Genomic DNA, 25527 nt, shown 5'->3' on the forward strand with positions numbered 1-25527 from the left:
GTGCGCGCAGCCTGCTGCAAGGGGCGCTGCAAAGGCGAAGCACCAAGGTGTGGCGAGCCGCGGACGGAGCGTGGATGCGGGAAGTGTCAGGTGCTTCACGGCAGCAGGCTGCGCGCAGTCCACGGTCGCTACGCGACTGCAATCCGCCGACCGGTCCCTGCCACTAGCCGCGGATGAGTTCGGAGGGGACTTCGACGATGTCTTCGCCGGGGCTGACGAAGTAGCGGTCGCCCTTTTCGGGGTCGAGGATCTGGCCGCCGGTGAAGGTGCCGAAGGAGGGGAGGACGAGCATCTGGCGGCGGAGGAGGAAGCAGGGCAGGCGCAGGGAGGTGCGCTTGCCATCGGCGATCTTCACGACGGGATGCCAGTGGGCAGTGACGGTGGGGCGGTCGTCCGGGGCGTCCTTCGGATCGTGGACGATGTGGAAGCCGGCCTGCTCGGTGGACTCCGCGGGGTTGAGGCCGTGGGGGATGAAGGAGAGCTTGCGCTCGTGATTGCCGAGGATGAGCTGGACGGGAATCTGGAGGTCGTTCAGCCATGTTTCCAACAAGCGTTGGATTTCGTCTGTGAGGCCGGCGGGGGAGTGGAAGAGGTCGCCATTCACAATCAAACGGGTGGCTTGGTGCCATTTGACGAGGCCGGTCACGCGGTCGAGGTCGGCTTGGCTGTCACCCTCCGGAATGGCGAGTCCTTGTGCTTGAAACGCGGTGGCTTTGCCGAGGTGGAGGTCGGCGACGACGAGGGTGCCGTCGTCCAAGAGGACAGCGGAGTCGGCGACGAGCTGAAGCGTTTGATTAGCAATTTGAATGGTCATTTCGCGGCTTGATTGAGCTCTTGAAGCATTTGTTCGAGGCGGGTCGCAGCGTCGCCGGGAGAGAAGGTGGCCGACAAACGGTCGGCCCACAAGGGGAAGGCCATGGGTGTGAGATGCTCCGTTTCAACCAGATGTATGGGCCGGTTTGAAATGTCAGCTAGAACCGAGTGCAAGCGGCTGAATTCGAATTGACGCTCTAGAATTTCACGCTCCGACTGTAAAAGGAGAAGATTGCCGGGATCGTAGCGTTCGAGTACTTCGAAGAGCAGGCGCGAGCTTGCTTGAACTTCTCGTTGGGAACGGCCGCCGCGTCTCGGAAGATTCTGAAGGATGAGCCCCGCGACGCGGGCAACCTCGCGGAACTGGCGGCGGGCAAGTTCGGCGGTATTGAGGCAGGCGATCACGTCCTCCAACAGGTGGTCCAACGATAGATTCAAACGAATGGATTCCTCGCTGAGATTCAGGCCTCGTCTGGCGCTGAGGGAGAAGCCATAGTCGTTCTGGGTGATGGTGATGCTGTCCTTGGTGCGCATCCGGAAGGCCATCAGGGCACCGATGCCCTCGTGGACCACCCGCCCGGCCATGGGGTAGATAAACAAGTGTTCTTCTCCCCTTGAGCGGGCGTGCTCCACCAAAAGGATGCGATCGTCGGGCAGTTCCGACCAGCGCTTTTGGATCGCCAGGATGGGGGCGACGGCCTTCATCTCGGGGGCCGGTTTGCCTTCGCCGCGGAGGCGGGCGGCGGTGGCGTGGGAGAGTTCGGTGGAGAGGGGCATCTTGCTGCCACCCCAGACGGCGATGTTTCCCCTGGCATCGCCCTTCGAGGGGCGGACGGTGGCGACCTTCAAGTGGAGGCGGACCAACTCCAGTTTCCGGCCGGCGAAGACGAAAAGGCTGCCGGGTTTCAAACGGCTGATGAATCCTTCCTCCACGGTGCCGAGAGTCTGACCGCGGGCGAAGCGGACACTGATGTGGGTGTCCGAGGAGATGGTGCCGATCGACAGGCGGTGCTGCAGAATCAGACGCTTGTCGTCGACCGTGTAGCGGCCCTCCACGAGGTGGGCCTTGCGGTAGCGGGGGTAGTTGGTGAGGGCCTTGCCGCCGCTGGAAATGAAGCCGAGCGACCAGTCCCACTCAGCATCGGTGAGATCGCGGAAGGCGTGGGCGGACTGGATTTCGCGGCGCATGGCATCCGGCTCGAAGGGCTCGCCGATAGCGCAGGTCACGAGGTGCTGGACGAGGACATCGAGCGGTTTCTTGAGGGGGCGGCGGGATTCGAGGTGGCGAACGGCGGCGGCATCGCGGACCGCGGCGAACTCGACCAGTTCCATCGCGAAGGTGGGGACGCCGAGGATGCGCGAGGTTTTTCCCGGCTGGTGGCCGGAGCGGCCGGCGCGCTGGAGCATGCGGGCGATGCCCTTCGGCGAACCGATCTGGATGACCTGATCGACGGGCGAGAAATCGACGCCGAGGTCGAGTGAGGAGGTGCAGACCACGCAGCGCAGCGAGCCATCGCGGAGGCCCTGCTCGACCTTGACGCGCTCGGCGGGGTCGAGGGAGCCGTGGTGCATGGCGATGCGGTCGTGCCATTCGGGCCGCAGCGAGAGGAGTTCCTGGCACCAGATCTCGGTCTGCGAGCGGGTGTTGGTGAAGACCAGGGTGGTGCGGGCCTTGTCGAGTTCGAGCAGGACCTGCGGGGCGAGGCGGGTGCCGATGTGGCCGGACCAGGGGAAGCGGTCGATCTCCTTCGGGATGATGGTCTCGACCTTGATCTCTTTTTTGAGGTCGGCGGCGACGGTCACGGCGTTGAGGTGGGTCGTGCCGAGGAGGACTTCGCGGGCTTCGTCGAGATTGCCGAGGGTGGCGGAGAGGCCCCAGATCTTTAGGCCGGGGAACCAGGCGCGGAGGCGGGCGAGGCAGAGTTCGGCCTGGACGCCGCGCTTCGAGCCGAGAAGCTCGTGCCATTCATCGACGATCACCGCCTTGAGGTTCGCGAGTTTGGCGCGGGTGTCCTCGTGGGTGAGCATCAGCGAGAGGCTCTCCGGGGTGGTGACGAGGCCGAAGGGCAGGGATTTGCGGAGGCGGGCGCGGATCGCGGCGGAGGTGTCGCCGGTGCGGGCCTCCACCTGGAGCTGGGGGGCGAGGATTTCGAGAGGCTCGCGGAGAGCGCGCAGGGTGTCTTGGGCGAGGGCGCGGAGCGGGGTCAGCCAGAGGATGCTGCACGAACTTGGCGGGGTCTTGGCTGCAAGCGCTTCGGCCACGGGGCCGAGCCAGACGGCGAGGGTTTTGCCCTGGCCGGTGGGGGCGTGGAGCAGTCCGGATTTGCCCGCGGCGTAGGCGGCCCAGACCTCGTTTTGGAAGGGGAACGGTTTCCAGCCCTTGTGCTTGAAGAAGGGCTGGAGGGGCGAGGCGGGCATTACCGCCAGTTTATCAGGCCGGGCGGGAGGAGGTGCAAAGGGAGATTTCGCGGCCCTTTTTAGGGGAACTCCGTTAGGTTTGCATGAAGCAATCAACCGCAGATGAACGGGATGGACGCAGATGGAGGAGATTCAGACCAAGCAGTGGTGTTTTCAGGCAAGGGTAAAATCCGGGTCGGCGAGAAGTTTGTTTAGTACGGTGATCATCTTGCGCATGACGGCGGTGAGCGCGACTTTGGCGGGCTTGCCCGCTTGTAGGAGACGTTGGTAGAAGGCTTTCAAAACGGTGTTGGAGTGCGAGGCGGAGACCGCGGCCATGTAGAGGACCTTGCGCACCGCCCCCCTGCCGGCTTGGATCTTGCGCTTGCCGCAGGTGGTGCCGCTGTCCTTGGGGTGAGGGACGACGCCCGCGAGACAGGCCACGGTCTTGTCGGGCAAGATGCCGAGTTCGGGGAGGTAGGCCAGCAGGGTGTGGGCGAGGACGGGACCTGCCCCCTTGAGCTGGCGGAGCCGTTCGGACTTGGCGGCGAGCACGGGCGAGGCCGCGACGTGGGCGGCGATACCGGCATCGGCCTGGTCGAGCAGGCGCTGTGTCGCGCGGCGCAGCTTGGTGAGGGTTTTGCGAAGGAAGCCCTCGGCGAGCTCGAGGCGGTTGCCGGTATCGGTGATGAGGTCGACGAGGACGCGCCGTGCTTCGAGCATCTGGCGCAGCACGACGGCCGCGGGATCGGGAGCCACCAGGGCCGGGGGCCGGTGAGTGTCGGCGTAGCTTGCGATGAGGCGGGCATCGATGCGGTCGGTCTTGGCGAGGATGCCTCCGGAGAGCGCGAAATAGCGGACGCGGGCGGGCATGACGACCGAGACGGGGATGCCGCGCTGGAGGGCGGTGACGGCCAACAACTTCTGATAGCCCGCGGTGGACTCGCAGACGAGGTGGGGAGTCTCCACGCCGGCGATGGCGGCGAAGAGGTCGTCCAGCCCGCGGGCGGAATTGGCGACCTGCAGGTGGGCTTGGCCGGGGATATGGACGTCGAGGCGTGCTTTTGACACGTCGATGCCGATGTGGGTAGGTGTATTGCGGTTCATGTCTCAATCTTGCGATGCGGGTTCAAAGACCCATTCAGTGGTTCGAGCATTGAACCGGGAGCGGAAACGAACGGCCATGAGCTCGGTCACGGACTCGGAGGTCCTGGATGGATTCGGCCTGGACGTTTCCGCCGCGGGCGGGGAAGGCCACCCCCGCCCGCGTTCTCCCGGGGCGGCCGCAATGGGATCACACGAAGGTGGTCCCTGGCGATCCGCCGCGGGTGGCTTCCTCCGACGAGCTTCGTTCCGGCCCATTCTCGGAAGCCACCCGCGGCGGATCCGGGGTCAATAGCGGCATTTCCAAACATACAGGATGGATGGGATGAATGGGATAAGAAAATGATGCTGCCCGACGCGGCACGCACGGGGTGGTGGTGGATCACGCTCCTAGCTTGACCACTCGGAGAGTGATCCCTCAACCGTGCTGGAAGCAGCATGCCATGGGGGTGAGCGGTCTGTGGGGGACCATTTGGTCTCACAGGGGACTGTGCGGACCACCCTTCAAGGCCTCAGGGCTTGTCGCCGTTTTCCGGAGGCTTCGGGTCCGGGACGACGACGACGGGGATGGGTTCCATCGAGCGGTTGCCAGTGAGGACGCGGTGGGGGAAGGGGATCTCGATGCCCTCGCGGTCGAAGGCTTCCTTGATCCGCCGGGGGAGGCCGTTCTTCACCCTGATGACGTCTTCCTTGGTGGTCCAGGCCCCGATCATGAAGTTGAGGGTGGATTCGCCGAAGCCATTGAAGACGATCACCGGCTCCGGCTCGTCCAAGACGGCCGGATGATCCTCCGCAGCCTCGCGGAGAATCTTCATCACGCGGTCGATCGCCTCGTTGTAGGAGACGCCGATGGTGAGGTCGATGCGGCGGATCGGGTAGCGGGTGACGGTGACGACATTGGTCTTCACCAGGGTCTCGTTCGGGATCCGCACCGAACGGTTGTCGAAGGTCCGCAAGGTCAGGGCCATCAGGCCGATTTCCTCGACGGTGCCGGTGAAGGTGCCGACCTCGATGATGTCGCCCTTCTCGAAAGGTCGCTCACCGACGATGAAGAGGCCGGAGATGAGGTTCGAGAGGGAGGTCTGCGAGGCGAAGCCGATGGCGACGCCGGCGATCCCTGCTGCCCCCAGAACCGCGCCGAGGTTGAAGCCGAACTCCTCCAGGATCGCGATCAGGATGAGCAGGTAGCCGGCGTAGCGGACGATCCGGGCAAGGAGGTCGCCCCCTTGCTGGCCGAGCCGGCGATGGAGGATGCCCGCGGTGATCCGCGAGATCAGCAGCACGATCGGGACGCCGGTGATCAGAATCACTAGGACCCGGGAGGCCTTTTGGAGTGCCGGGCTGCTCCAGAAGAGGGCGTTGAGATCGTCCAGCATCAGAGGTGGGGATGGCTGACGCCGAGGAAGGTGGAGAAGGCCTCTTTCAACATGCTGCGCCGGACCCGGCCGAGGCGGGGCGGAGTGAGTTCGACGGCATTGGCCGCCTCACCGAAGGGTTTTTGGCCGAAGACGACGCCGCTCAGGGAGTCGTCTTTCTCGCCGGTGCGGATGCGTGCGTGATTCGACCACAGGCGGCCGAGGTGCTCGAAGACGGCGAGGTGGCCGGTCTCGAAGAAAAGCCGCTCGAAGGGCAGGGTATGCGCGCCGCTGTTGGCGATCTCGATGGTCGAGATGATCGAAAGCTCCTGCCAATCCTCCGGGATGAACTGCCGCCGCGCCCGGGTTTTCACCGAATAGCAGAGGGTGCCGGAGATCGGCGTACCGTGCCAGGTATTCGAGGGCGGTTCGCTCGGCCAGGCATTCAGGCGTTCGTATTGGCCCTCGCTGTGGGCGTTCAGCTCGATGAAGGCGGGGATGCCGACGAAGAAATTCGCCATGGCGCGGGGGGAAAGGTGCAGCGCCGAGCGGGGCCGGACGATCACCGGGCGGTCGGGGAAGGTCGGGCGGAATTGCAGCTTCACGTCCTTCTCGCCGCGGTCCCAGCGCTGCCAGGGGAGGTCATCCGGCGGCATGTTCAGCCCATCGAGGATCTGTCGCTGGTCGCCGTAGAGGGCGGCGACCCGCCATTCCTCGAGAATGCTCAGGACCACCAGGGTAAGGTTGCCGAAGTCCGCACGCAGCCATTCGCCGTCATGGAGCGTCCGTTCGTGCCAGCGTTCGGTGGCGGCCATGGGGCTAAGAGACCGTGAAGGTGGGGCGGGGCGCAATGATGAATGACGAATTCAGAATTTCCGAATGTCGAATGAAGTGTGTTTCGGAGGGATTTTCATTCGTCATTCGGGAATTCGGCATTCGTCATTTTTACCTCGTGTTGACCCGCAGACCCCCACGCTCTTAGATTCCCCCCATGGATCTGACTACGACGGCATACGGCACTTGGAGCGGCGGGCGCTTCATGCACTTCGGCGAGACACTTTCCGAGGAGCGCTTCCTGGCCTGTATTGCCACGGCTTGGGATGCGGGCATCCGGACCTTTGTGACGGCTGACGTCTACGGGAATGGCAAGGCGGACGAGCTGCTGGGTCAGGCTTTGGCGGACAAGCCGCGCGAGGAATATTGCCTGGTGGGCATGCTTGGCCACGATTTCTACGAGGGCCAGCGCCAGGGGGCGAAGGGCTACCCGCGCTTCACCGATCCGGAACTTCACCAGCCCAGCCATTACCGGGATTACTTGCGCAAGGCCTGCGAGAAGTCGCTGGAGCGCTGCCGCACCGACCGCTTCGACCTGCTGATGCTGCACAATCCGGATGAGACCGGCTATACCAGCGATGCGGTTTGGGACGGCCTGCGGGCACTCAAGTCCGAGGGCATGGCCGAGCGACTGGGCCTTGCGCCGGGGCCGGCGAATGGCTTTTCACTCGATATCATCGACTGCATCGAACGCCACGGGAAGGACATCGATTGGGCGATGCTGATTCTCAATCCGCTGGAGCCCTGGCCGTCTTGTCATGTGCTGCCGGTGTGCGAGAAGCACGGGGTGAAGGTGCTGACCCGCGTGGCCGATTACGGCGGTCTTTTCCATGGCGACATGAAGAAGGGCCACGAATTCAAGCCCGGCGACCATCGCTCCTATCGCGCCGAGGGTTGGGTGGATCACGGTCTGGACAAGATCGAGCGGATGAAGCCGATCGCGGAGAAGCACGGGCTTAGTTTGATCCAATTCGCCGCGATCTGGAATCTCAGCCAGCCGGCCGTGGAGAGCGTGGTACCGACCTTCATCCAGGAGGCGGGTGATAATGCGCGTTCGATCGATGATCAGATCCGCGACTTGGCCTCGCTGCCGGATGTGCGTTTCTCCGCGGAGGAAGTGGAGATGGTCCGGCAGATCGGGGATAACACGGGCTGCATGACCTTGAAGGGTGCGAGCAAGCGTCACCAGACCAGCGAGCGTCCGGACGAGTGGCCGATGCGCGAGGATTTGTTAGAGTTGGCGGGGAGGCTTGGGCTGGGGGATAACTGGTGAATGAAGGTCGTGGTCCTCACTGGTGCCGGGATTTCCGCGGAGTCCGGGATCAGGACTTTCCGTGACTCGGACGGACTCTGGGAAGGGCTCTCGGTCAACCAGGTCGCGACCCGGACCGGCTTCGGCCGCAATCCGGAATTGGTGAACCGCTTTTACAACCAGCGCCGCCGGCAATTGGCGGAGGTGACGCCGAATGCCGCGCACTTTGCCCTGGCGGAGCTGGAGCAGAAATTCGGGGACGACTTTCTTTTAGTGACGCAGAACGTGGATGATCTTCACGAGCGTGCCGGCAGCAAGCGGCTGATCCACATACACGGCGAGTTGCTCAAGAAGCGCTGCACCTGGTGCGAACAGACCACGCCCTGCGATGTTGATCTGAGTGCGGAAGACCACTGCGCGAAGTGCGGGCGCGAGATGGGGATGCGGCCGGATATCGTATGGTTCGGCGAGGTGCCGCACGGGCTGGAGCGGAGTTACGAGGCGCTGCAACGGGCGGAAGTGTTTGCGGCGATCGGGACTTCGGGCCTGGTCGAGCCGGCTTCAAGGTTCGGCGCGAAGGCGAAGGTCTATGGTGCTCACACGGTCGAGATCAACGCGACCGAAACGGCGAAGTCCGAGAGCTTCGATGAGGTGCTGCGCGGGCCGGCATCGGAGACTGTTCCGCGGTGGGTGGCGAGGTTTGCGGGTAGGTGAGGGGATTTCTGGCGGTTGGGATGGCTGGCAGGAAAGCGACGGCGGGGTCCATGCGTACACCGTGAACTGACCGCATCAAGGGACCATGCTGCGGGCCGGAGGCTCCGCGGTCCCGGGGGGCAGGCAGTAGAGCGACGGTGGGGTCTGCACGGGCCGCGTGAGCTGGCGGGTGGTAAGGGTTGCTTCTGCGGGCCGGTGGCTCCGCGCTCCCAGGGGAAGAGCCGTCCGTGAGGGGTCACGGTAGCTTCGAACTCACGCGGTAGATTCCTCTTGGGGCCGGCGAGTTGAGCGGGCGGTTGGTGGTGCCTTCCAAGCCCTGGAGGTAGGGGAGGGCTAGTTCCCATAGGCCGCTTTCCTCGATGAAGCGCTCCACGGCATAGAGCCGGGATGAGGAAGACGGATAGGAGATCGTCCCGCTGGCCGGACCGGTGCGGGTTACGGAGGCCATGAAGCGGGAGCTTCCGGATGAGGGATTGCTGGCACCGAGGAATTCTGAGCGGTTCGATTGACCGTCGCCATCGAGGTCGGCGTCGGGTTCGCCGCGGCCTGCATTGATTTCCGCGGCGGAGAAGGTATCGGTCATCCACTTGTAGTAAGCCGTCTCTTCCGCGAAGGCGCTGCCGACTGCCTGTTGGGCGCTCGCATTGAAGTGAAGGTTGTCGCCATTCATGCCGAAGCCATCGGTGCTGAAGATCGCGGTCCGCCGGTCGGCGGCGGCGACGGCATCCTGCGCCGCCCGGACGAGATTCAGGGACGCGGCATCAAGCGCTGTCTGCTGGCTGGAGAGGCGGGCGATCACGAAGGGCAGGGAAGCCCCGTAAGTGGCGCGCACATCCGCGATGAAGTTGGTGAGGTTCGCCTGATAGAGACTCGCGGAAGCGGCCACTGCATCGGTCTCGCCCTGCAGCCAGACCATCGAGTCCAGATCGAGTGTGGCGAGCGGGTACTTCGCGGCGAGTGCGGCACGCCCCGCGGTCACGGTCTGCTGGAAGGTGACGTATTCGGGACCGTCGCCGGTGGTGGTGGCGGTGCCGCCGCCCTTCCACTGGGTCTTCAGATCGGTGCCGCCATTCGCATACTTGATGATGGCGACACGGGTGCCGGCTTCGTGGGAGTAGAGATCGGCCAAGCGGCTGCCGAGTACGATCTCGGGGCCGAATTGCGAGGTCTCGCTGAGTCCGGGACGGAGGGTAGTCAGGGCACCAGTGCCGCCTTCGACCCGGTGGTAGAATTCGACATCGGACTGTGGGGTCTGGAGCGCGGCGGGCAGGTCACTGGAAGGAGCCCGGCCATCGGCATTCGATTGACCCGCGAGCAGGACGATGCGGATCCGCGTGACGGAAGAGGGGACCGTCTCCGGCTTCTCCTGCTCGTAGAGATTGCCGACCTGTGCCGCATCAAACGCGGCAGGGACGAGGTGGATCTCGTCAAGAGTGCCTTGGAAATTGTAGTGAAGCGACGTGGTCGGGTAGGCCTTGCCGATGCTATCGATGCTGAAGGCGGTATTGCCCGAAAGGGTCGCGGAGGGTTGCCCGTCCACGTATAGCGCGAGGCTGCCGGCGCCGTCCGCGACCAGCGCGTAGTGGTGGAGGTCGCTGTCCTTGGCGACGGTGAAGTCGAGGTTGGCACCGGTCGAAGAGCGGAAGCGCAGGCCGGTGAAGGCGTCGTTCAGCCAGATGAAATCGGAGTTGTTGTCGGCCCTGCCCATGACCATCCCGTGGTCCGTGCCGATCGCATCCCGCCGCGCCCACCAGGTCGCGGACCAAGGTTGGACGGCGCTGTAGGTGCCCGGGGCCGTGAGAGTGACCAGCGAGGCGTCCGCCCCATCGAGGGAGAGGGCACCGGAGCCGGTCACGATCTGGGAAGGTTCGGTCGTGATCGCCGCTGTGCCGAGGGCCGTGCCGTGGTTCGCAGCGCTGCCGCTGTCGTTGAAATCGCCATCGAAACGATAATGGAAGCCGGCATAGGCCGGTGCGGCATCGGGATCGTTGGACTGGAAGAGGGAGGTCACCGCGCCCGCGCCGAGCGCCTCGTCGAAGACCCACACTTCATCGAGTTGCCCGTTGAAGTCGAAGTCGTTGGCGGTCGAGTAGGCTTCGCCGATGGTATCCAGGATGAAGCCGGTTTGCTTGCCGGTGGCGCTACCGAAGAGCACGCCGTCCACATACAGCGTGATGGTCGTGCCGGAGGCGACCACGGCGTAGTGGTGCCATTCGTAGTCCTTGGTCACCGCGAAGTCGGCCTGGCGGGCCAGGCTGCTGTCCAAACTGCGCCAGCGCAACCCGGTGCCGCTCTCGTCGTTGAGCGCGATGAAGAAGTTCGTGTTGTCGCGCTGGCCGATCACCATATCCCACTCGCTGGCACCATCGGTATCGCCATCTGACTTCCTCGCCCAGAAGGCGATGGTGTAGGCGCTGCCGGAGCCGAAGGTCTTCGAGGGGATCGCGATGTAGTCGCGATCCGCATGGAAGTTCATCGCCCCGTTGCCGAACTTGAAGTCGCCGGGCGTGCTGATGATCCCGCTGTTTCCCGCGATGCCATTATCGGTCAGGGTGCCGTGCCGGGCGTTGCCGGAAACGTCATTGAAATCGGCATCGAAGGAGTAATGGGCCCAGACGCCGGCGGTGGCGGGCAGGGCGAGGAGCAGGGAGGCGATTGGTAGGAGACGCGGGATCACGGATGGGCGAGGGCTTGGGTTGAGTCGGGACTGTTAGATCGAGCTTTTGCGGGAGCGGCGGCGGAATGCCATCGCGAGGCCGGCGGCGGAGAGCAGCAGGGAAGACGGCTCCGGCACGGTCGAATTGTAGGTGTAGAGATTCGAGACGGCGGTGGCGTCGAGGGCTTCATTGAAGATCCACATTTCGTCGATCTGGCCGTTGAAATCGAAGTCGTTCGAATTCGGATAAGCCTCCCCGATCGTGTCCCACTGGAAGCCGGTTAGATTGTTCAGATCCGATGCGACGAACACGCCATCCATGTAGAGCGAGATGGTGGTGCCGGAGGCGACGACGGCATATTGGTGCCAGAGGTAATCCTTGGTCGTCGTGAAGTCGGCCTGTCGATCGGCGGTATTGGACGAACTGCGCCAGCGCAGGCCGGTGCCGGTCTGATCGTTCAGGGCGATGAAAAAATTGGACGAGTTGCGGTCTCCGATCACCATGTCGTAGTCGGCAGCTTGGCCGGTATCTCCCGAGGTCTTCCGGGCCCAGAAGGAGAAGGTGTAGGGCGTGCCGGAAGCGAAGGAGGCGAGGGGCACTCCGACATAGTCGCGCTCCGCGCTGAAACTCACCGCGCCGCCGCCGAAGGCGTAGCTGCCCACGGTGCTGACGATGCCGCTGTTGCCGAGGGTGCCGACATCGGTCAGCGTGCCATTGCGGCCATTTCCGGAAGAATCCGAATAGTCGGTGTCGAAGCTGTAGTGGGCGAAGACGGCTGCATGAAGCGGCGCGAACGAGAGCACGGCCAACAGGCCGGGGAGGATGGGTTTCATGGGTTGGGTCCCGGCTTTGGGCGCGCCGGCACTAGGGAATGCGGAAACCGGCAAACGGTTAGCAGGATTTCTCGCAAAATCTCATCCCGCTCACTCGCGCTGGGAGATCCGGTTCTCCAGGCACAGGATCTTGACCTGGGCATCTGTTAGAGCGCCGCGAACGATGAACAGTTCATCGATCATCACCGGAACATTGCCCGGGCCACTTGGAATTCGACCGTCGTAGGCGATCCTTAGCTTGGTCGATGCCGTTTCGCCGACCCGGGTATCGATGCCGACCCCCATGATCGCTTGGGTGGTGTAGACGCGGCGGCCGTCGATGTAGTGGCGGACCTCCAGTTCACCGGTTCCGGTGACCTCGCCGGTGAAGACGCTGGCGATGTGGTGCCATCTGCCGTCGAGGACTCCCTGGGTGGCGAGTTTGCCGGCGGTCGTCCAGCCGTTGCCGCCCCATTGGGTGCCGATGACGCCGCTGATGCAGTGGGCGCGGACGGTCCAACTGCCGCCCTCGATAGCATCGTCTCCCCACGTCACCACCGAGGGGGTGTAGCCGACGAAGGTGGCCGTCTCGCGCCGCGGGATCGGCTTCCCTTTGAACCAGAATGCAACCGACCTGGGACCGCTGCCCGAGATGCCGGGAAAGTCGCTTTCGGCGAAGGAATCGCCTGCTGTTAGATCGAGCCCGGAACCGAAAACGCCTGCGGTCAGTTGCGGCTTTACCTTGGCATCGCCAAGGCCGGAAACCCGGATGGCGGCTGTGTCCAAGCCATCGGCGGCGGCCGGGAAAGCGCCGTTGCGTTCCTCATCGAAACTCCAGTGGATGGATGCGGTTTCCTTGGGCAGGTCGTCCAGGAACAAGCCCGGGTCCATGGGTGCCGGGGTCGAGCGGCCGACCAGATCGGCGGTGACGGCTTGTCCCGCGTGCAGGGTGGTGGTGGGGATGCCGGGAAGCTTGGACTCCACCTGGAGCTCCCCGGATTCCACCTGGATCCGGTCGCCGGCGGTCGAAACCGCCACGCCGAAGCGGGTGCCGGATCCATTCGTCCGCAGCCGTTCGGTGAGCACCGTGAAGTCCTTGTCGCCCGGCCCGGCTTGAAACCAAGCCTTGCCGCTGGAGATGCTCACGCGCTTGGGATCGTTGATTTCGAGAACGGCGGGCCCCTCGATGAACATGCGGGTTTGGGTCCGCGTGACGATTTCCAAGCTACCGCGGTCCACGAGCAAACGGGTGCCGGGAAGGAATTCCCCGTCCGCGCCAATGCCGCCGGAAGTGAATTCCCAGAGGGCTTCCGCACCGGCTGTCACGGTTACCGGGGGCAAGCGTCCGGCGCGGATTGCGATGAGGCTTCCGGCGATTGCCAGCAGCGCGACCAGGGCTGCCGCCGCGAGCAAAGGTTTACGCGATATCCGCTGCCAGCGGGACGGCGGGAGATGGTGGGCGGGATCTTCCTGCGTCGGGGCGTAGGCTTCCGCCATCCGGTGCAGGCCAGCGGCGAATGCCATGTGCTCGCGGTAGGCACGGCGGACCTCCGGACGTTCCCGCAATTGCGACATCAGCCACCAATGATCCTCCGCGCTCAGCGAGCCGTCTTCCAGATCCTGTAGGACTTGCTCGAGGCGGCGGGGAATGGAACGACGGGAATTCATGGCAGGCACTCCCGGCCGACCCGGTCCTCGATGCAGCGTTTCAATGCGGCGCGGAGCCGGAAGAGTTGCACCTTCAGCCCGCTGAGCGAGCGACCGCGGCTGACCGCGAAATCCTGGAGGCGGATCTTGCTCCAGTAGCGCTGCACCAGCAGATCCCGGTCTTCCGGGCGCAGCTTGCCGAGGCATAGCGCCAGCGCTTCGATCCGGCGCTCGGTGAATTCGGGATCGGGCTGGTCTTCCAATTCATCCGCCAGCAGTTCGGCCACGTCGCTGTCCAGGGTGACCCAGCGCTTCTGCCTCAGGACCCGCAAATGGGCCATCACCTGGAAGCGCGCGATCGTCAGCGCCCATGCCCGGAAATTCGTGCCCATCTCGAACTGGCTGCGCTTGGTCCAGAGCAGTGCGTTGGTTTCCTGGATCACGTCATCCACTCCCGGCGCTCCCGGCAGCAGGGAAATCACGAAGGAGCAGATCACCGTCTGGTGCTCCGTCAGCAATTTCACAAAGGGGATGTCCGGGTCGGCGTCCATGGCTCCTCCTAGGAATACCGGAATTGCCGGATGGTTAGCATCCCGAGGGGGTTTTTTTCGACCAGGCAGGGACCTTTCTCCGAAAGGTCCGGCTGGGGATGGCCGGAAGTCTCCAAAGAACACCGTTTTACATGGGGGTGCCGCCATAAGCCGGACCGCCCGGAGATCGTTCCCTGCCATCTCGGGCGGCAAGCAGGCCCGCGAGTTCGGGATGGCTCTCCACCCAGACCGAGACCGATCCGCCGTTGCATCGGAACTCCGCCCAGCCGAATTCGTTGGTGCGGACCGGCTCCGGGACCTGTCCCGTGATATCCTCAAACTCCATGTCCGGTTTCCCGACTTCCATCCATTTCGAGCCGGCGGGGCCTTGGCTGAGAACTACCGCCATCGCCCGCGGATGCCGTTCGGTGCCCAGCCGCGTCCAGCCGATGGTATTGAAGTGATCGAGGTAACTGTACTGAGCGCCGTGGGCGAAGTGAATGCGGGCCAGCAATAACAGGTCGATGATCCGCTTGTGGGACTCGAGGACGATGTGGTGCCCGCTGCCATCCCGCCCCGTGCCGGTGTATTCGGCTCCGAAGTAGTCGGCCCAGAACACGCAGGGATATCCTTCCGACCGAAGCAGGATGATGGCGTAGGCCAGCGGCTTGAACCATGACTCCACGACCGCTTCGAGGGCTTGCAGCGGCTGGGTGTCGTGGTTCTCCACCAGCGTGACCGCGTGCAGGGGAAATTCCTTCATCAGGGTTCCGTCCAGGATGCGGCCCATGTCGTAGTTCCCGCCGGATTTGCTCGCTTGGTGGAAGTTGTTCTGAAGCGGCGCGTCGAAGAGATTGAGCCGGCCTCCGGTGTTCCCGATGTACCAGCTCAGGGTGTCGATTTTGGGCGTCCAGTATTCGCCGACGCAGAAGAGATCCCGACCGGCCGCGGCCTCGAGATGGTCGAGCCACTCGTTGAAGAAATCGCCTTCGATGTGCTTGATGGCATCCAGGCGGAAGCCGCTGATCGGCGCGGTTTCGAGCATCCACTCGCCCCAATGTTTCAACTCGCCGAGGACCTCGGGATGATCAACATCCAGATCGCAGCCCATCAGGAAATCGTAGTTGCCGTTTTCCAGATCAACCTCGTCGTTGAAGGGCTTGTCCTTCTTCCTCCAGATCGCCCTGAAGCCGGGATTGAGGCTGTTGTAGTCCACTGCTCCGAAGTGCTGCCAGCGCCACTTCATCGTGGAGTAGGCCCCGTTGCGGTCCGGGAAGTCGAAGCCGGTGTAGGACTTGATCAAGGCCGCTTCGCCCAAGGGCCGGTTGCGGTCGGCGGGGTCGAAAGGGATTGCCTCGAACTCCTCCTCGAATTCGCCACCCATCTTGTGGTTGAAGACGACATCGGCGTAGACTTGGATGCCGTTGTCCTGGCAGGCCTTCACGGCGGCGACGTATTCGTCGCGGGTGCCGTACTTGGTTCGGCGTTCTCCCGTGGGATTGGGCGTCGCACCTTGGACGAACTCGCCGAGATCGAAGAGGTCGTAGATGCCGTAGCCGACATCCTGCTGCCCGCCCATGGCCTTGGTGGCGGGCGGGAACCAGATGCCGCTGAAGCCGGCCGCGGCAAGGGTTGGCGCGAGGTCTTGCAGGCGGGTCCAGTGCTTGCCATCGCCATCGCTATACCAATGGAAGCCCTGCAGCATGGTGCCGTTGAATTCGGCGTCGGGCTTGGTGGCGGCGACTTCCGCGGCGTGTTCGTCAAGCCAGCTTTGAAGGTGTCCGACCGCCCACCCGTGTCGTGGCGACACCGCGCGGAACTTCTCCTTCAACTTGCGAAAGGCAGTGCCCATGCCTTGCCGGGATAGCGAATCCGCCTGCGGGAGACGATAAGAATCTGACTGGGGGCGATATTGGCGCAGAAACTTTGAGCTAGAGGTTCGCGATATCCCGGATCACATGCTGGGACCAGGTTTCCAAGTGCGGCAAGAGCGGCCCTTGAAGCTCGGCGAGCTCGATGAACTCCAGATTCGCCAAGGCGTCCTCGCGCGCGGTGATGCGGGTATTCTCCACATCGATGACGTGGACGATGCCGAGATGCACCCGGCCGACCTCGTTGCTGTCGTCATTCAAAAGGGCGGCGATGCGGTTGGTGTGGGCGGTGTCGAAGATGAGTTCTTCATCAAGCTCGCGTTCGACGGCGGCCTGATAGGCATCGGGGCCGGTGCGGCCGTTGCCGGTATCGACGGGATTGATATGGCCGCCGACGCCGACCGAGCGTTGGGCGTGGAGGCGGTCCTCGCCACCCGACTTGCCGCGGGTGTAGGTCAGGATCGAGGTCCCGCAGCGGATCAGGCAATAGGGGATGAGCTGCTTGTGGGTCGGGTCCGCCTCGGCCTCGGCGCGGTCCATGAAGAAGTGGTTCTCCGGATCCAGCAGCCTGGCCATCGCCGCGTCCATCCCGTCGGTGCGGATGCCTTGGAAGGAGCCGATGGCGTCAAAGAGGGGGCGGGGGACGACTAGGACTTGCTCACCGGCGTATTTAGACATGAGGCCGAGCTAAAGCTCCCAAGATCCAAGTGAAAAGTGCCAAGTTCCAAGGCATTGCGGGTGAAAAAGAAAAGGCAGGAAGCGGACTTCCTGCCTCTCTTGAAACTTGGCACTTCTCCCTTGGAACTTCGGCTGTGCCTCAGTGGTCCAGCTTGAGCTTCTTGAGCTTCGGCTCGATGACCATGCGGCAGTAGCCGTTGGATTTGTTCTGGAAGTAGTAGTCCTGGTGGTAGTTCTCCGCCGGGTAGAAGGTGCCGGCCTTGGTGATCTCGGTGACGATCGGGTCCTTGAAGTTGGCTTGGGCCGCCTTCTTGGAGGCTTCGGCGAGGGTTTTCTGGGCGTCCGTGTGGTAGAAGATGGCCGAGCGATACTGGGTCCCACTGTCGGCACCCTGGCGGTTGAGGGTGGTCGGGTCGTGGAGGTCCCAGAACCAGGTAAGGACCTTCTCCGGCGTGATTTTCTTCGGGTCGAAGACGACCTGGACCACCTCGGCGTGGCCGGTGCTGCCGTCGCAGACCTGCTCGTAGGTGGGATTGGCCATAGTGCCGCCCATGTAGCCGGAAGTCGCGGAATAGACGCCTTCGAAGCGGCGGAAGGCGGCCTCGATGCACCAGAAACAGCCGGCCCCGAGGGTAATCGTCTCGGCACCTTCGGGGATTTTCGGCATCGGGGCGGGATTCTTGGCGTCGGCAGGCATGGCTTTTTCGGGTTCGCAGGAAGCAAGAGTTGGGAGCAGGAGCAGCAGCGAGAGCAGGTTACGGCGTTTCATGGCGGTGGGAGCGGCGGTCGTGAGGCATATTCCCCCCGGCCCGGCAGAGCTTATACGGGATACTTCCGGGGTAAAGGGACGGTCGCGGAAGATTTTGCAGACAAACGGACGCCGACGAGGCATTTTCTCACCGGATGATGAAGGTCTGTGTATCCGCGGCATGGAAAGCTTGGGTGGCCGAGTTCGGTCCCCGGCTTCTCCTGTTTGCACGCGGCTGGGCTCCGAGCCGGGAAGATGCCCAGGACCTGGTCCAAGAGGCGGTCCTGCGCCTCTGGAACTATCAGCAGGACAAGGGCGGGGGAGTCCCCGACCTGCCGCTGGCCTTCTCGACGATCCGATTTTGCGGCCTGAATCACCACCGTTCCGAGAGCCGCCGCCGCAAGCGGGAGGAATCGATCATTTACCTGAACGACTTCACCGATGTCTGGCTGGACCCCTCGGTGGAGGACGACGAGGACGCCGTCCGCCTCCGCGACGCCGTCCAGAAACTCAGCCCGAAGCTGCGCGAGGTGGTCACCATGAAAATCTGGGGTGGCCTGACCTTTGCGCAGATCTCCGAGGCTCTCGCCATTTCCCAGAACACTGCCGCGTCGCGCTACCGCTACGCGCTCGAACAACTGGCGCAGGACATGCGCCGCCTGAAGGAAGAACGCCATGGAATCGCCTGAGGATATCGAAAAGGCACTGGCCGCATTGGTCCCCTCCGCCATCAGCGAGCAGGGCCAGCGCTCGCTGGACGACCTGATCGACAGCCTCGCCGCCGGGGAAGTGCCGGTGGCGGAGTTGCCGGAACCGCGCCGCCGCCCTTGGGGCTGGGCTGGCGGGATCGGTGCTGCTGCGGCTGCGGTCGCGCTGGCTTTTCAACTGCCGGGTGGTGGAAGCGGTGCCCTGACACAGGAGGAAACGCTGCCAAAGACTCCTGCAATCCCGGCAAGTGCCGGGGAGGTCGTGGTTTCCCATGCCCGCAGCGAGATCGTTGATTTCGCCGAGCCCGAGGGCTGGATGTCGGAGTCCAACGGTGTGCCACGCCGCGCCTGCCGCGTCACCTACGTGAACCAGGAGCAGGTGAAGGACATGCTCACCGGCCTCGAAGTGAAGGTGAAACAGTATGGCGAGGACACGCGCCTGCTGCCAGACAATGCATTCTGAATTTCCATCGATGAAGCTCGCCGCCCTGCTCCTCTTCGCGATTGCCGGTTTAGCCGCCGGGCAGGAGGTGCGTCCACGGGTAATGGTTCCCGGCCTGCCGGCTGCCGGTGGCATCGCCACGCCGTGGCTGGGCTTGACCGTGGGGGATCTGGACGAAGCGATCCGTGCCCAGGTTCCCGATCTGCCGCAGGGCATCGGCTTCGTTGTCAGCACCGTCGAGCCCGGCGGGCCTGCGGAGAAGGCCGGGATCAAGCCCTATGATCTCTTGTGGAAAATGGGCGACCAGTGGATCGTCAACAAGGCCCAGTTTCTCACCCTGCTCCGTCTCCGCAAGGAGGGCGAGGAGGTGAAGCTCGGCATCTACCGCTCCGGGAAGGCGCTCGAGATCGCCGTGACCTTGGGCCGGATTCCGGAGCAACTGCTGCAGGCAAAACCCGTCGTCGCGGATTCCGCGCAGCCGAAGAAGCCGATGCCCGACATGCCGATGAAGGTGCTCACGCAAAGCACTGCCGAGATCGAACAGCCGGACGGCAAGGCCATCCTGACCCGTTCCGGGGGTGCTTTGGAGGTGATGATTGTTTCAACTTCGGGCTCCGAAATCTACCATGGCCCGGTGACTGATGAAAAAGGTGTCGCCTTGGTTCCGGAGCCCTGGCGGGTCCGGGTGGGTGCTCTGGAGCGCAGTCTTAGCCACGTTATCCAAGGGAATGCCAGCCCCCGGCCGCCCCGCCAGCGCATGGCGGTGGCCGAATAAGCGGGTCCCGGGAAGTGAGGGAAAGTGAAATGGTCCGGAAGTGCCTTGCGTTTTTCGGTGACGCTTTCCATTTTGTCCCGGCATGCATTCAGATTTGGCGAAATTGCTCGACGCCGGAAGAATCAATCAAGCCGTCGCGGGGCGTCTCGACCAACTTGCTCCCGGAAAGTTCTGCCTTCACAAGGCTTGGGGAGCGGGCAAGGTCATTGATTGGGATCTTCCTGCAAAAAAGGTCACGATCGACTTCGAGCAGAGCACGGGCCAAGTAATGGACCTGCAGTTCGCGATCCAACGGACCGAACCTCTCGACAACGGCGACTTCCGCGCGAAGAAGGTCGAACAGCTCGAAGAACTCCGCGCGCTGGCGAAGTCCGATTCCGTGGCGCTGGTCATTCATCTTTTGGAAAGCCACGGGGGGACCATGTCGGTGGACGCGCTGGAGCGCGAACTGACCGGTGGCGTGGTGTCCGCTGCGGATTTCCGCAAGTGGTGGGACGCCGCCAAGCGCGCCCTGCGGGACAGTAAGCGCGTGATCGTGCCGACCCGGCGCACCGAGCCGCTTTCCCTGCGTGCCGGCGACCTGAGTCCGGCGGATGCGCTGGTTTCCGACTTCGAGCAGGCCCGCGACCTCCGGACGATGTTGAAGGCGCTGGAAGCGATCACCGTCGATATGAGTCTCTTCAGGCAGGACCCGCAGGCCCTGCAGCGCTTGCTGGTCGGGATCAACGAGTCTGCCGCCAAGAGCGTGCGGATCGCGCTTGGGCCTGCCCTCGAACTGCTCTCGGCACGCGATGAACTGATCAAGGCCTTCAAGGACATCGACCTCCCGCCGGAGTCCCTGCGCTTGTCGGACCTGCTCGCCTCCGAGGAAAACCGCCTGTCGGACGCGCTGACCGCGCTCTCGTCCGGCCGCCAGCGGGCGATCTACGAGCAATTCCCGAATGCTTTCGGCGACCGCTGGGTGGACGTGCTGACCCACATTTTCGACAAGGTCGGCTCCCGCGGTGTGGCGGAAATCGCCAAGCTCCTGGAAGAGAGAGGCCACCTCAAGATTCTCGAGACCCATCTCATTTCCGCGCTGGCGCGCCGCTCGCTCGGCACCGATGCCCTGATCTGGGTCTGTCGCGAGCGCAATGGCACGGCTTCCAATGTCTTCAGCGGCGAGGTCGGGGCCTGCATCCTGAACCTGCTTGAGACCGACCACCTCAGCGACGGGCCGCGCAAGACGACCCGCCTCCAGACCTTGCTCTCCGAGGACAAGAACCTGCTGGGAGACATCGTCGGCCACATGGACGTGAACGAGGCCCGTAATTTCGGCCGCCGCCTGATGGAGTGCCCGGTCTTCAGCGACTTGGACCGCAAGTCGCTGCTGGCGCGGGTGATCAAGGCGCGCCCGGAGACCGGTGAATTGGTGGCCGGCCACGGTGCCAAGAAGGAGCAGGAGCTCGTGGTTTCCTGGCACAGCTTGGAAAAGAAGAAGGCCGAGCTCGACGACATCATCCGCAACCGGATCCCGCAAAACACCAAGGACATCGCCATCGCCCGCGATTACGGCGACCTGCGCGAGAACTTCGAATACAAGTCCTCCAAGGATCAGCAGAAGTATCTCGGCAACCGCAAGGCGGAACTCCAGCGCGACATCGCGCGCGCCCGCGGCACCGATTTCAAGGGCGTGGATCCTTCCATGGTCAACATCGGCACCCATGTCGAGCTGATCACCGAGGATGGCAAGCAGGCCGCCTACACCGTGCTCGGCGCGTGGGACTCCGATCCCGAGAAAGCCGAACTCTCCTATCTCTCTGAACTGGGTGCCTCGCTGCTGCACAAGAAGCCGGGCGATAGCGTGCAAGTCCGTGACCCGATCACCGAGGTCACGCACACTTACACCGTCCAGTCGATCACTGCGGTCAATCCGTGAGAGCCGGGGCGGAAAAGTTCCAAGTAAGAAGTTCCAAGTTCCAAGGAGCAGCCGGAGAAAAGGCGGCTCTTGGAGCTGCGATGCCGATTTTGGCATTTGAAACTTCGGGTTGGAGTTTGAATCTTCCGCCCCGCAACCGCGGCACCCGCCTTCCTTTGGAATTTGGAACTTAGAACTTGGAACTTTTTCTCCCTATATGGACTACACCACCATCGTTGAAATCCGCGGCCGCGAGGTCATCGACTCCCGCGGCAATCCCACTGTCGAAGTTGACGTGCACCTCGAAGGCGGGGCCATCGGTCGCGCCGCGGTCCCCAGCGGCGCTTCCACCGGCGAGCACGAAGCCCACGAATTGCGCGATGGCGACAAGGCCCGCTATCTCGGCAAGGGCGTCCTGAAGGCCGTCGACAACATCAACACCAAGCTGGCACCTGCCCTCAGCGGCATGAAGGCCACCGATCAGGCCTCCATCGACGGCGCGATGATCGCGATCGATGGCACCAAGAACAAGAAGGACATCGGCGCGAATGCGATCCTCGGCGTGTCGATGGCCGTGGCCAAGGCTGCCGCGATCCAGCTCGATGTGCCGCTCTACAAGTACCTCGGCGGTCCGAATGCCAAGGTCCTGCCGGTGCCGATGATGAACATCATCAACGGCGGCGCGCACTCGGATGCCCCGATCGACTTCCAGGAATTCATGGTCATGCCGATCGGCGCGCCAACCTTCCGCGAAGGCCTGCGCTACGGCGCGGAAGTTTTCCACGCACTCAAGAAGGTGCTGCACGACCGTGGCCTTTCCACCGCGGTGGGTGACGAAGGCGGCTTCGCCCCGAACCTCGCATCCGCCGATGAGGCCCTGAGCGTGATCGTCCAGGCCATCGAGAAGGCCGGCTACAAGGTCGGCGAGGACATCGCCATCGCGCTCGACGTCGCTTCCTCCGAGTTCTGGGACGCCAAGCTAAACGCCTACGTCTTCAAGAAATCCGACAAGTCGGTGAAGAGCGCCGAGGAATTGGTGGCCTACTACGCCAGCCTGCAGGCCAAGTATCCGATCATCTCGATCGAAGACGGCTGCGCCGAAAACGACTGGGCCGGCTGGAAGATCCTGACCGACAAGCTCGGTGCCACCACGCAGCTCGTCGGCGACGACCTCTTCGTGACCAACGTCGAGTTCCTCTGGAAGGGCATCACCACCGGCACCGCCAACTCGATCCTGGTGAAGGTGAACCAGATCGGCTCGTTGACGGAGACCTTCGACGCCGTGGAAATGGCCAAGGAGAACGGCTACACCGCCGTGCTCAGCCACCGTTCCGGCGAGACCGAGGACAACACCATCGCGGACATCGCGGTCGCCACCAATTGCGGCCAGATCAAGACCGGCTCGATGAGCCGCTCCGACAGAATCGCGAAGTACAACCAGCTTCTCCGCATCGAGGAAGAGCTGGGTGCGGATGCCGTCTACGGCGTCGGCAAGATCAAGGTGCTGCGCTAAGCGGCCGCCTTGTGTCGCTGTTTTTCCAAAGGCCTCCCGGGTGACCGGGAGGCTTTCTTTTTCGGGGGTTCTCCGTGAAATTCGCTGAGGCGATGCGCGAATCGACAGAGAGCTTTTTTCAGAAGGTCGAGAATGCTTTGACCGGGGCTCTTCATCCCCGCATTCGAGCGGCGGGCGATGGCTGCACCTGGTCCTTTCTTCCGCCTATCGGGTTGGATAATCTGCGTTTCGAGCTACCGCCTCCTTCCTCATCTCCGAAAAAAAAGCGCGATCGCTCTCCAAGCCCGCTCCTCCGAACCGAGACTCGGCTGCTTCTCGACGGACCTTGACGTGATCGTCATAATTTCCGATGTCCGATCCCTTGTAGAGCTTGAGATATCGCCCAACAAGTCTCACTTCGATAGTCTCATCTTCGGTTCTTCCGTAACCGGTCTTTATAGGAGTTCCGTTCGCGAAGCTCTTCCAATCCAGAATCGCCCAATCCAATTCACGCTCAGCCGTGGCTTTCCAATATTTTTCAAGCGTCTCTCGCTTCGACTGCCTGGCCTCTTTTTCCTCACGGATCCACTCTTCCCGACAGTGTGCCTCGTAAGCACTCCAAGCCTTGATTCCTCCCAAGGAAATCAGAGGAAATATGGTCAAGCCCACCACCGCGGCCTTGCTTCGCCGAAAGCTCCTGATATAGACAAGGAAGATCCCGGCGGCAACGCCATCGACGATCCGCCATTCATCGCGGTGGAAGGAGATGGGGGCGAGAGGGTTGAACAATACGGCTACCGCAACCAACGGTATGATCCAGTGCCTGACACCTTCACCCCAGAAGCTCGCGGCAAATCCAATGGCGGCCAGTGTGAGGCTCCATTGCGAGAGTTGGTATCTCCAGCCTGAATCAAAGCTCGCAAAGACAAGGACGGCACACCACGCTGCGGCAGCTAACAGCCATCGATCGCGTGTGGGGTTTGTCGGGGCTTCATGACGCTGCAGTTGTGCCGTGGCAGCCACTGTGCTGCCTCCCGCCGTGGCGGCCTTTCCGGCCTCAGCGGCAAGTGCCATTGCCGCGTCGATCATCTCCTGGCGGTCACCATATTTCGATATCTCGTTTGTGCATATGAATTCGGCGCAGACCGTCGCATCTTTCCCAGTTCTGCCAAGCTGCTCAATGTGCTCAAGAATTGCCGCCATGCTACCGTGCCTCACCAGACATTGGGCCAACATCGGCACCAAGGCATCTTTGCTTACGCGGTAGCTCATGTCAGTCCAAGCGGTTGTCGATCCATTCGAAGTTCTCCCTTGTCGGGATGGTCGCTCCGGCCTCCCCAGGAGGCTTCGTGGCTTGTTTTGACTGGGGAAGCGGAGACCTCAATCGAGCAATCATTGATCCCCGTGGCAAGAGCGTAAGTGGCTGTCGCGCCGTTCCCTCCGCGAGTTGGTATCCAGCCGGCAGCTACACCGGTTCTCTGCTACCGCCCCTTGCCCAAAAGTTGTAGCCTGCCACTTCGGTTTGAAATGACGCATTGCCTCACAAATCTCCACGAGGCTATGGGACGAGTATCCTTGGCGAGATAGCGGGTCAAACGGTGGGGATGGTGCCGCCGTCGATAACGTATTCGGTGCCGTGGATGGAGGCGGCGCGATCCGAGGAAAGGAAGGCGACGAGTTCGGCGATCTCTTCGGGATAGGCGGGGCGGCCGATCGGGATGCCGCCGAGGGAGTCGAGGATGCCTTGGCGGGCGGCGGCCTCGTCGGTCCCGGAGGTTTCGGCGAGGCGCTTGACCATGCGCTCGGCAGCGCTGGTGTAGATCCAGCCGGGGGCGATGCTGAGCACGCGCAGGCCCTGCGGTCCGAGTTCCTTGGACAGGGCCTTGCTGTACGCGGAGAGTGCTGCCTTGGCGGCGGCATAGGCGGTCGTGGAGTCGTGCAAGGGCAGGTGGCGCTGGATAGAGGAGATGTGAACGATGACGCCGGAACCCTCTTCCAGCATGCGCGGAACCAGCGCGCGATCCAGTCTCACCGCTGCAAGGAGATTGAGGTTCAGCTCCTGCTGCCAAAACTCTTCGGTGGCCGCTTGGAAACCGCCGCCCGGTGTGGACGAGCCTCCGACATTGTGGACCAGCAGGTCGAGGCCGCCGAATGCGGAGAGGACCTCGGCCGCGCACTTCTCCACGCCCTCGGGAGTGGCTAGGTCCGCCTGCACATGGAGCTTCACTGGCAGGTCCTTGGCAGGCTGCGAGCGTGAGGTGGTGGCAACCCGGGCACCGCCTGCGGCGAGGCGGCGGACGATGGCCTCGCCCGCTCCCTGGGTGCCGCCGGTGACCAGCACCCGCTTGTTCTGAAATTCTTCCGGATCGATTTTGTAGCTTTTCATAACGACGTCTCCCAGACTGCCCCGGAGCTTACCAAATGGCAAGAACCCACAAAAAAGTAAGTAACCCACCCGCGGGTCAGCGACCGGCCTACACTCCCGTGAGCGCCGCCGAGGGATTGATGGAAGCATTGCGGATGCTGGAGGGGCGTTGGAAACTGATGATTCTTTTCCATCTCTTCGGTGGGAAGGTGCTGCGCTTCTCCGAGCTGGAACGCGCGATCCCGGCCGTTACCCAGAAGATGCTGGCGCAACAGCTCCGGCAGCTAGAGCGGGACGGGATCGTGCGCCGCACGGCCTATCCGGAGGTGCCGCCACGGGTGGAATACTGCCTCACGGAGTGGGGGCAATCGCTGTGCCCGGCGCTGGATGCCCTGCTCAAGTGGTGCGAACTGCGGCCGGCATCCGATTGAGCATCC

General features: G+C 63.2%; 22 protein-coding genes. 8 read left to right on the forward strand and 14 right to left on the reverse strand.

The genetic code is table 11. From position 1 onward, the window contains the following. Positions 1-163: 163 nt before the first annotated feature. From pdeM to ABWK72_RS00840, 5 genes are all read right to left on the reverse strand, one after another. Complete coding sequence (gene pdeM / locus ABWK72_RS00820) at positions 164-814, reverse strand: ligase-associated DNA damage response endonuclease PdeM (protein WP_367872875.1); 651 nt, start codon at positions 812-814, stop codon at positions 164-166. Continuing rightward, complete coding sequence (locus ABWK72_RS00825; protein WP_367872876.1) at positions 811-3231, reverse strand: ligase-associated DNA damage response DEXH box helicase; 2421 nt, start codon at positions 3229-3231, stop codon at positions 811-813. The genes pdeM and ABWK72_RS00825 overlap by 4 nt, the downstream gene beginning before the upstream one ends. Before the next feature lie 153 nt (positions 3232-3384). Then, positions 3385-4317 carry an IS110 family transposase gene (locus tag ABWK72_RS00830; RefSeq protein ID WP_367872877.1) on the reverse strand — a complete coding sequence of 311 codons (933 nt, stop codon included), beginning with the start codon at positions 4315-4317 and terminating at the stop codon, positions 3385-3387. A 509-nt stretch (positions 4318-4826) separates the two neighbouring features. Beyond that, positions 4827-5690: a mechanosensitive ion channel family protein gene (locus ABWK72_RS00835; protein ID WP_367872878.1), complete on the reverse strand. Its 864-nt coding sequence runs from the start codon at positions 5688-5690 to the stop codon at positions 4827-4829. Then, on the reverse strand, positions 5690-6484 hold the full coding sequence (locus tag ABWK72_RS00840; RefSeq protein ID WP_367872879.1) for a hypothetical protein: 795 nt from the start codon (positions 6482-6484) through the stop codon (positions 5690-5692). The genes ABWK72_RS00835 and ABWK72_RS00840 overlap by 1 nt, the downstream gene beginning before the upstream one ends. A gap of 176 nt (positions 6485-6660) precedes the next feature. Here ABWK72_RS00840 and ABWK72_RS00845 point away from each other — a divergent pair, with 176 nt between their 5' ends. Together ABWK72_RS00845 and ABWK72_RS00850 are read left to right on the forward strand one after the other, a co-directional pair. Continuing rightward, the gene (locus ABWK72_RS00845) at positions 6661-7776 is read left to right on the forward strand and encodes an aldo/keto reductase (RefSeq protein WP_367872880.1); all 1116 of its coding nucleotides are present in this window, start codon (positions 6661-6663) and stop codon (positions 7774-7776) included. Continuing rightward, the gene (locus tag ABWK72_RS00850) at positions 7777-8469 is read left to right on the forward strand and encodes an NAD-dependent deacylase (RefSeq protein WP_367872882.1); all 693 of its coding nucleotides are present in this window, start codon (positions 7777-7779) and stop codon (positions 8467-8469) included. It begins immediately after the preceding gene. A 235-nt stretch (positions 8470-8704) separates the two neighbouring features. Here ABWK72_RS00850 and ABWK72_RS00855 read toward each other — a convergent pair whose 3' ends face one another. The 7 genes from ABWK72_RS00855 to msrA form a co-directional block, all read right to left on the reverse strand. After that, positions 8705-11146 carry a LamG-like jellyroll fold domain-containing protein gene (locus tag ABWK72_RS00855; protein ID WP_367872883.1) on the reverse strand — a complete coding sequence of 814 codons (2442 nt, stop codon included), beginning with the start codon at positions 11144-11146 and terminating at the stop codon, positions 8705-8707. A 33-nt stretch (positions 11147-11179) separates the two neighbouring features. Then, on the reverse strand, positions 11180-11959 hold the full coding sequence (locus tag ABWK72_RS00860; protein ID WP_367872884.1) for a LamG-like jellyroll fold domain-containing protein: 780 nt from the start codon (positions 11957-11959) through the stop codon (positions 11180-11182). A 90-nt stretch (positions 11960-12049) separates the two neighbouring features. Then, entirely contained in the window at positions 12050-13606 is a 1557-nt protein-coding gene (locus ABWK72_RS00865; protein ID WP_367872885.1) for a LamG-like jellyroll fold domain-containing protein, read from the reverse strand. Further along, positions 13603-14136: a sigma-70 family RNA polymerase sigma factor gene (locus tag ABWK72_RS00870; protein WP_367872886.1), complete on the reverse strand. Its 534-nt coding sequence runs from the start codon at positions 14134-14136 to the stop codon at positions 13603-13605. The genes ABWK72_RS00865 and ABWK72_RS00870 overlap by 4 nt, the downstream gene beginning before the upstream one ends. A gap of 127 nt (positions 14137-14263) precedes the next feature. Next, complete coding sequence (locus ABWK72_RS00875; protein ID WP_367872887.1) at positions 14264-15967, reverse strand: alpha-amylase; 1704 nt, start codon at positions 15965-15967, stop codon at positions 14264-14266. A 79-nt stretch (positions 15968-16046) separates the two neighbouring features. Further along, complete coding sequence (locus ABWK72_RS00880) at positions 16047-16664, reverse strand: hypothetical protein (RefSeq protein ID WP_367872888.1); 618 nt, start codon at positions 16662-16664, stop codon at positions 16047-16049. Between the two features lie 139 nt (positions 16665-16803). Next, positions 16804-17433, reverse strand: a complete 630-nt coding sequence (msrA, locus tag ABWK72_RS00885; protein ID WP_367872889.1) for a peptide-methionine (S)-S-oxide reductase MsrA — start codon at positions 17431-17433, stop codon at positions 16804-16806. A 134-nt stretch (positions 17434-17567) separates the two neighbouring features. On the opposite strand from msrA, the gene ABWK72_RS00890 reads away from it, so the two are divergent. The 5 genes from ABWK72_RS00890 to eno all read left to right on the forward strand — a co-directional run bounded on the left by ABWK72_RS00890 (position 17568) and on the right by eno (position 22746). Then, positions 17568-18101, forward strand: a complete 534-nt coding sequence (locus tag ABWK72_RS00890) for an RNA polymerase sigma factor (protein ID WP_367872890.1) — start codon at positions 17568-17570, stop codon at positions 18099-18101. After that, entirely contained in the window at positions 18088-18582 is a 495-nt protein-coding gene (locus tag ABWK72_RS00895; protein ID WP_367872891.1) for a hypothetical protein, read from the forward strand. The genes ABWK72_RS00890 and ABWK72_RS00895 overlap by 14 nt, the downstream gene beginning before the upstream one ends. A 10-nt stretch (positions 18583-18592) precedes the next feature. Further along, positions 18593-19336: a S1C family serine protease gene (locus ABWK72_RS00900; protein ID WP_367872892.1), complete on the forward strand. Its 744-nt coding sequence runs from the start codon at positions 18593-18595 to the stop codon at positions 19334-19336. Between the two features lie 82 nt (positions 19337-19418). Beyond that, the gene (locus tag ABWK72_RS00905) at positions 19419-21254 is read left to right on the forward strand and encodes a GreA/GreB family elongation factor (protein ID WP_367872893.1); all 1836 of its coding nucleotides are present in this window, start codon (positions 19419-19421) and stop codon (positions 21252-21254) included. 196 nt (positions 21255-21450) lie between these two features. Beyond that, entirely contained in the window at positions 21451-22746 is a 1296-nt protein-coding gene (eno, locus tag ABWK72_RS00910; protein WP_367872894.1) for a phosphopyruvate hydratase, read from the forward strand. Positions 22747-22950: 204 nt separating this feature from the next. Here eno and ABWK72_RS00915 read toward each other — a convergent pair whose 3' ends face one another. Further along, positions 22951-23997, reverse strand: a complete 1047-nt coding sequence (locus tag ABWK72_RS00915) for a DUF6804 family protein (RefSeq protein ID WP_367872895.1) — start codon at positions 23995-23997, stop codon at positions 22951-22953. 319 nt (positions 23998-24316) lie between these two features. Further along, on the reverse strand, positions 24317-25111 hold the full coding sequence (locus tag ABWK72_RS00920) for an SDR family oxidoreductase (RefSeq protein WP_367872896.1): 795 nt from the start codon (positions 25109-25111) through the stop codon (positions 24317-24319). A gap of 35 nt (positions 25112-25146) precedes the next feature. Here ABWK72_RS00920 and ABWK72_RS00925 point away from each other — a divergent pair, with 35 nt between their 5' ends. Then, complete coding sequence (locus ABWK72_RS00925) at positions 25147-25521, forward strand: winged helix-turn-helix transcriptional regulator (protein ID WP_367872897.1); 375 nt, start codon at positions 25147-25149, stop codon at positions 25519-25521. Positions 25522-25527: the final 6 nt, after the last annotated feature.

It is taken from the genome of Luteolibacter sp. Populi (genome assembly GCF_040801775.1).
GTDB lineage: Bacteria > Verrucomicrobiota > Verrucomicrobiia > Verrucomicrobiales > Akkermansiaceae > Haloferula.

Excerpts from the sequence above, each read along its gene's own strand:
- ABWK72_RS00850 (WP_367872882.1), top strand. The coding sequence starts at position 7,777 with ATGAAGGTCGTGGTCCTCACTGGTGCCGGGATTTCCGCGGAGTCCGGG.
- ABWK72_RS00895 (WP_367872891.1), top strand. The coding sequence starts at position 18,088 with ATGGAATCGCCTGAGGATATCGAAAAGGCACTGGCCGCATTGGTCCCC.
- eno (WP_367872894.1), top strand. The coding sequence starts at position 21,451 with ATGGACTACACCACCATCGTTGAAATCCGCGGCCGCGAGGTCATCGAC.
- ABWK72_RS00915 (WP_367872895.1), bottom strand. The coding sequence starts at position 23,997 with ATGAGCTACCGCGTAAGCAAAGATGCCTTGGTGCCGATGTTGGCCCAA.
- ABWK72_RS00840 (WP_367872879.1), bottom strand. The coding sequence starts at position 6,484 with ATGGCCGCCACCGAACGCTGGCACGAACGGACGCTCCATGACGGCGAA.
- ABWK72_RS00830 (WP_367872877.1), bottom strand. The coding sequence starts at position 4,317 with ATGAACCGCAATACACCTACCCACATCGGCATCGACGTGTCAAAAGCA.
- ABWK72_RS00845 (WP_367872880.1), top strand. The coding sequence starts at position 6,661 with ATGGATCTGACTACGACGGCATACGGCACTTGGAGCGGCGGGCGCTTC.
- ABWK72_RS00865 (WP_367872885.1), bottom strand. The coding sequence starts at position 13,606 with ATGAATTCCCGTCGTTCCATTCCCCGCCGCCTCGAGCAAGTCCTACAG.
- ABWK72_RS00890 (WP_367872890.1), top strand. The coding sequence starts at position 17,568 with ATGATGAAGGTCTGTGTATCCGCGGCATGGAAAGCTTGGGTGGCCGAG.
- ABWK72_RS00835 (WP_367872878.1), bottom strand. The coding sequence starts at position 5,690 with ATGCTGGACGATCTCAACGCCCTCTTCTGGAGCAGCCCGGCACTCCAA.
- pdeM (WP_367872875.1), bottom strand. The coding sequence starts at position 814 with ATGACCATTCAAATTGCTAATCAAACGCTTCAGCTCGTCGCCGACTCC.
- ABWK72_RS00905 (WP_367872893.1), top strand. The coding sequence starts at position 19,419 with ATGCATTCAGATTTGGCGAAATTGCTCGACGCCGGAAGAATCAATCAA.
- ABWK72_RS00870 (WP_367872886.1), bottom strand. The coding sequence starts at position 14,136 with ATGGACGCCGACCCGGACATCCCCTTTGTGAAATTGCTGACGGAGCAC.
- ABWK72_RS00900 (WP_367872892.1), top strand. The coding sequence starts at position 18,593 with ATGAAGCTCGCCGCCCTGCTCCTCTTCGCGATTGCCGGTTTAGCCGCC.
- ABWK72_RS00825 (WP_367872876.1), bottom strand. The coding sequence starts at position 3,231 with ATGCCCGCCTCGCCCCTCCAGCCCTTCTTCAAGCACAAGGGCTGGAAA.
- ABWK72_RS00860 (WP_367872884.1), bottom strand. The coding sequence starts at position 11,959 with ATGAAACCCATCCTCCCCGGCCTGTTGGCCGTGCTCTCGTTCGCGCCG.
- msrA (WP_367872889.1), bottom strand. The coding sequence starts at position 17,433 with ATGAAACGCCGTAACCTGCTCTCGCTGCTGCTCCTGCTCCCAACTCTT.
- ABWK72_RS00875 (WP_367872887.1), bottom strand. The coding sequence starts at position 15,967 with ATGGGCACTGCCTTTCGCAAGTTGAAGGAGAAGTTCCGCGCGGTGTCG.
- ABWK72_RS00920 (WP_367872896.1), bottom strand. The coding sequence starts at position 25,111 with ATGAAAAGCTACAAAATCGATCCGGAAGAATTTCAGAACAAGCGGGTG.
- ABWK72_RS00880 (WP_367872888.1), bottom strand. The coding sequence starts at position 16,664 with ATGTCTAAATACGCCGGTGAGCAAGTCCTAGTCGTCCCCCGCCCCCTC.
- ABWK72_RS00925 (WP_367872897.1), top strand. The coding sequence starts at position 25,147 with ATGGCAAGAACCCACAAAAAAGTAAGTAACCCACCCGCGGGTCAGCGA.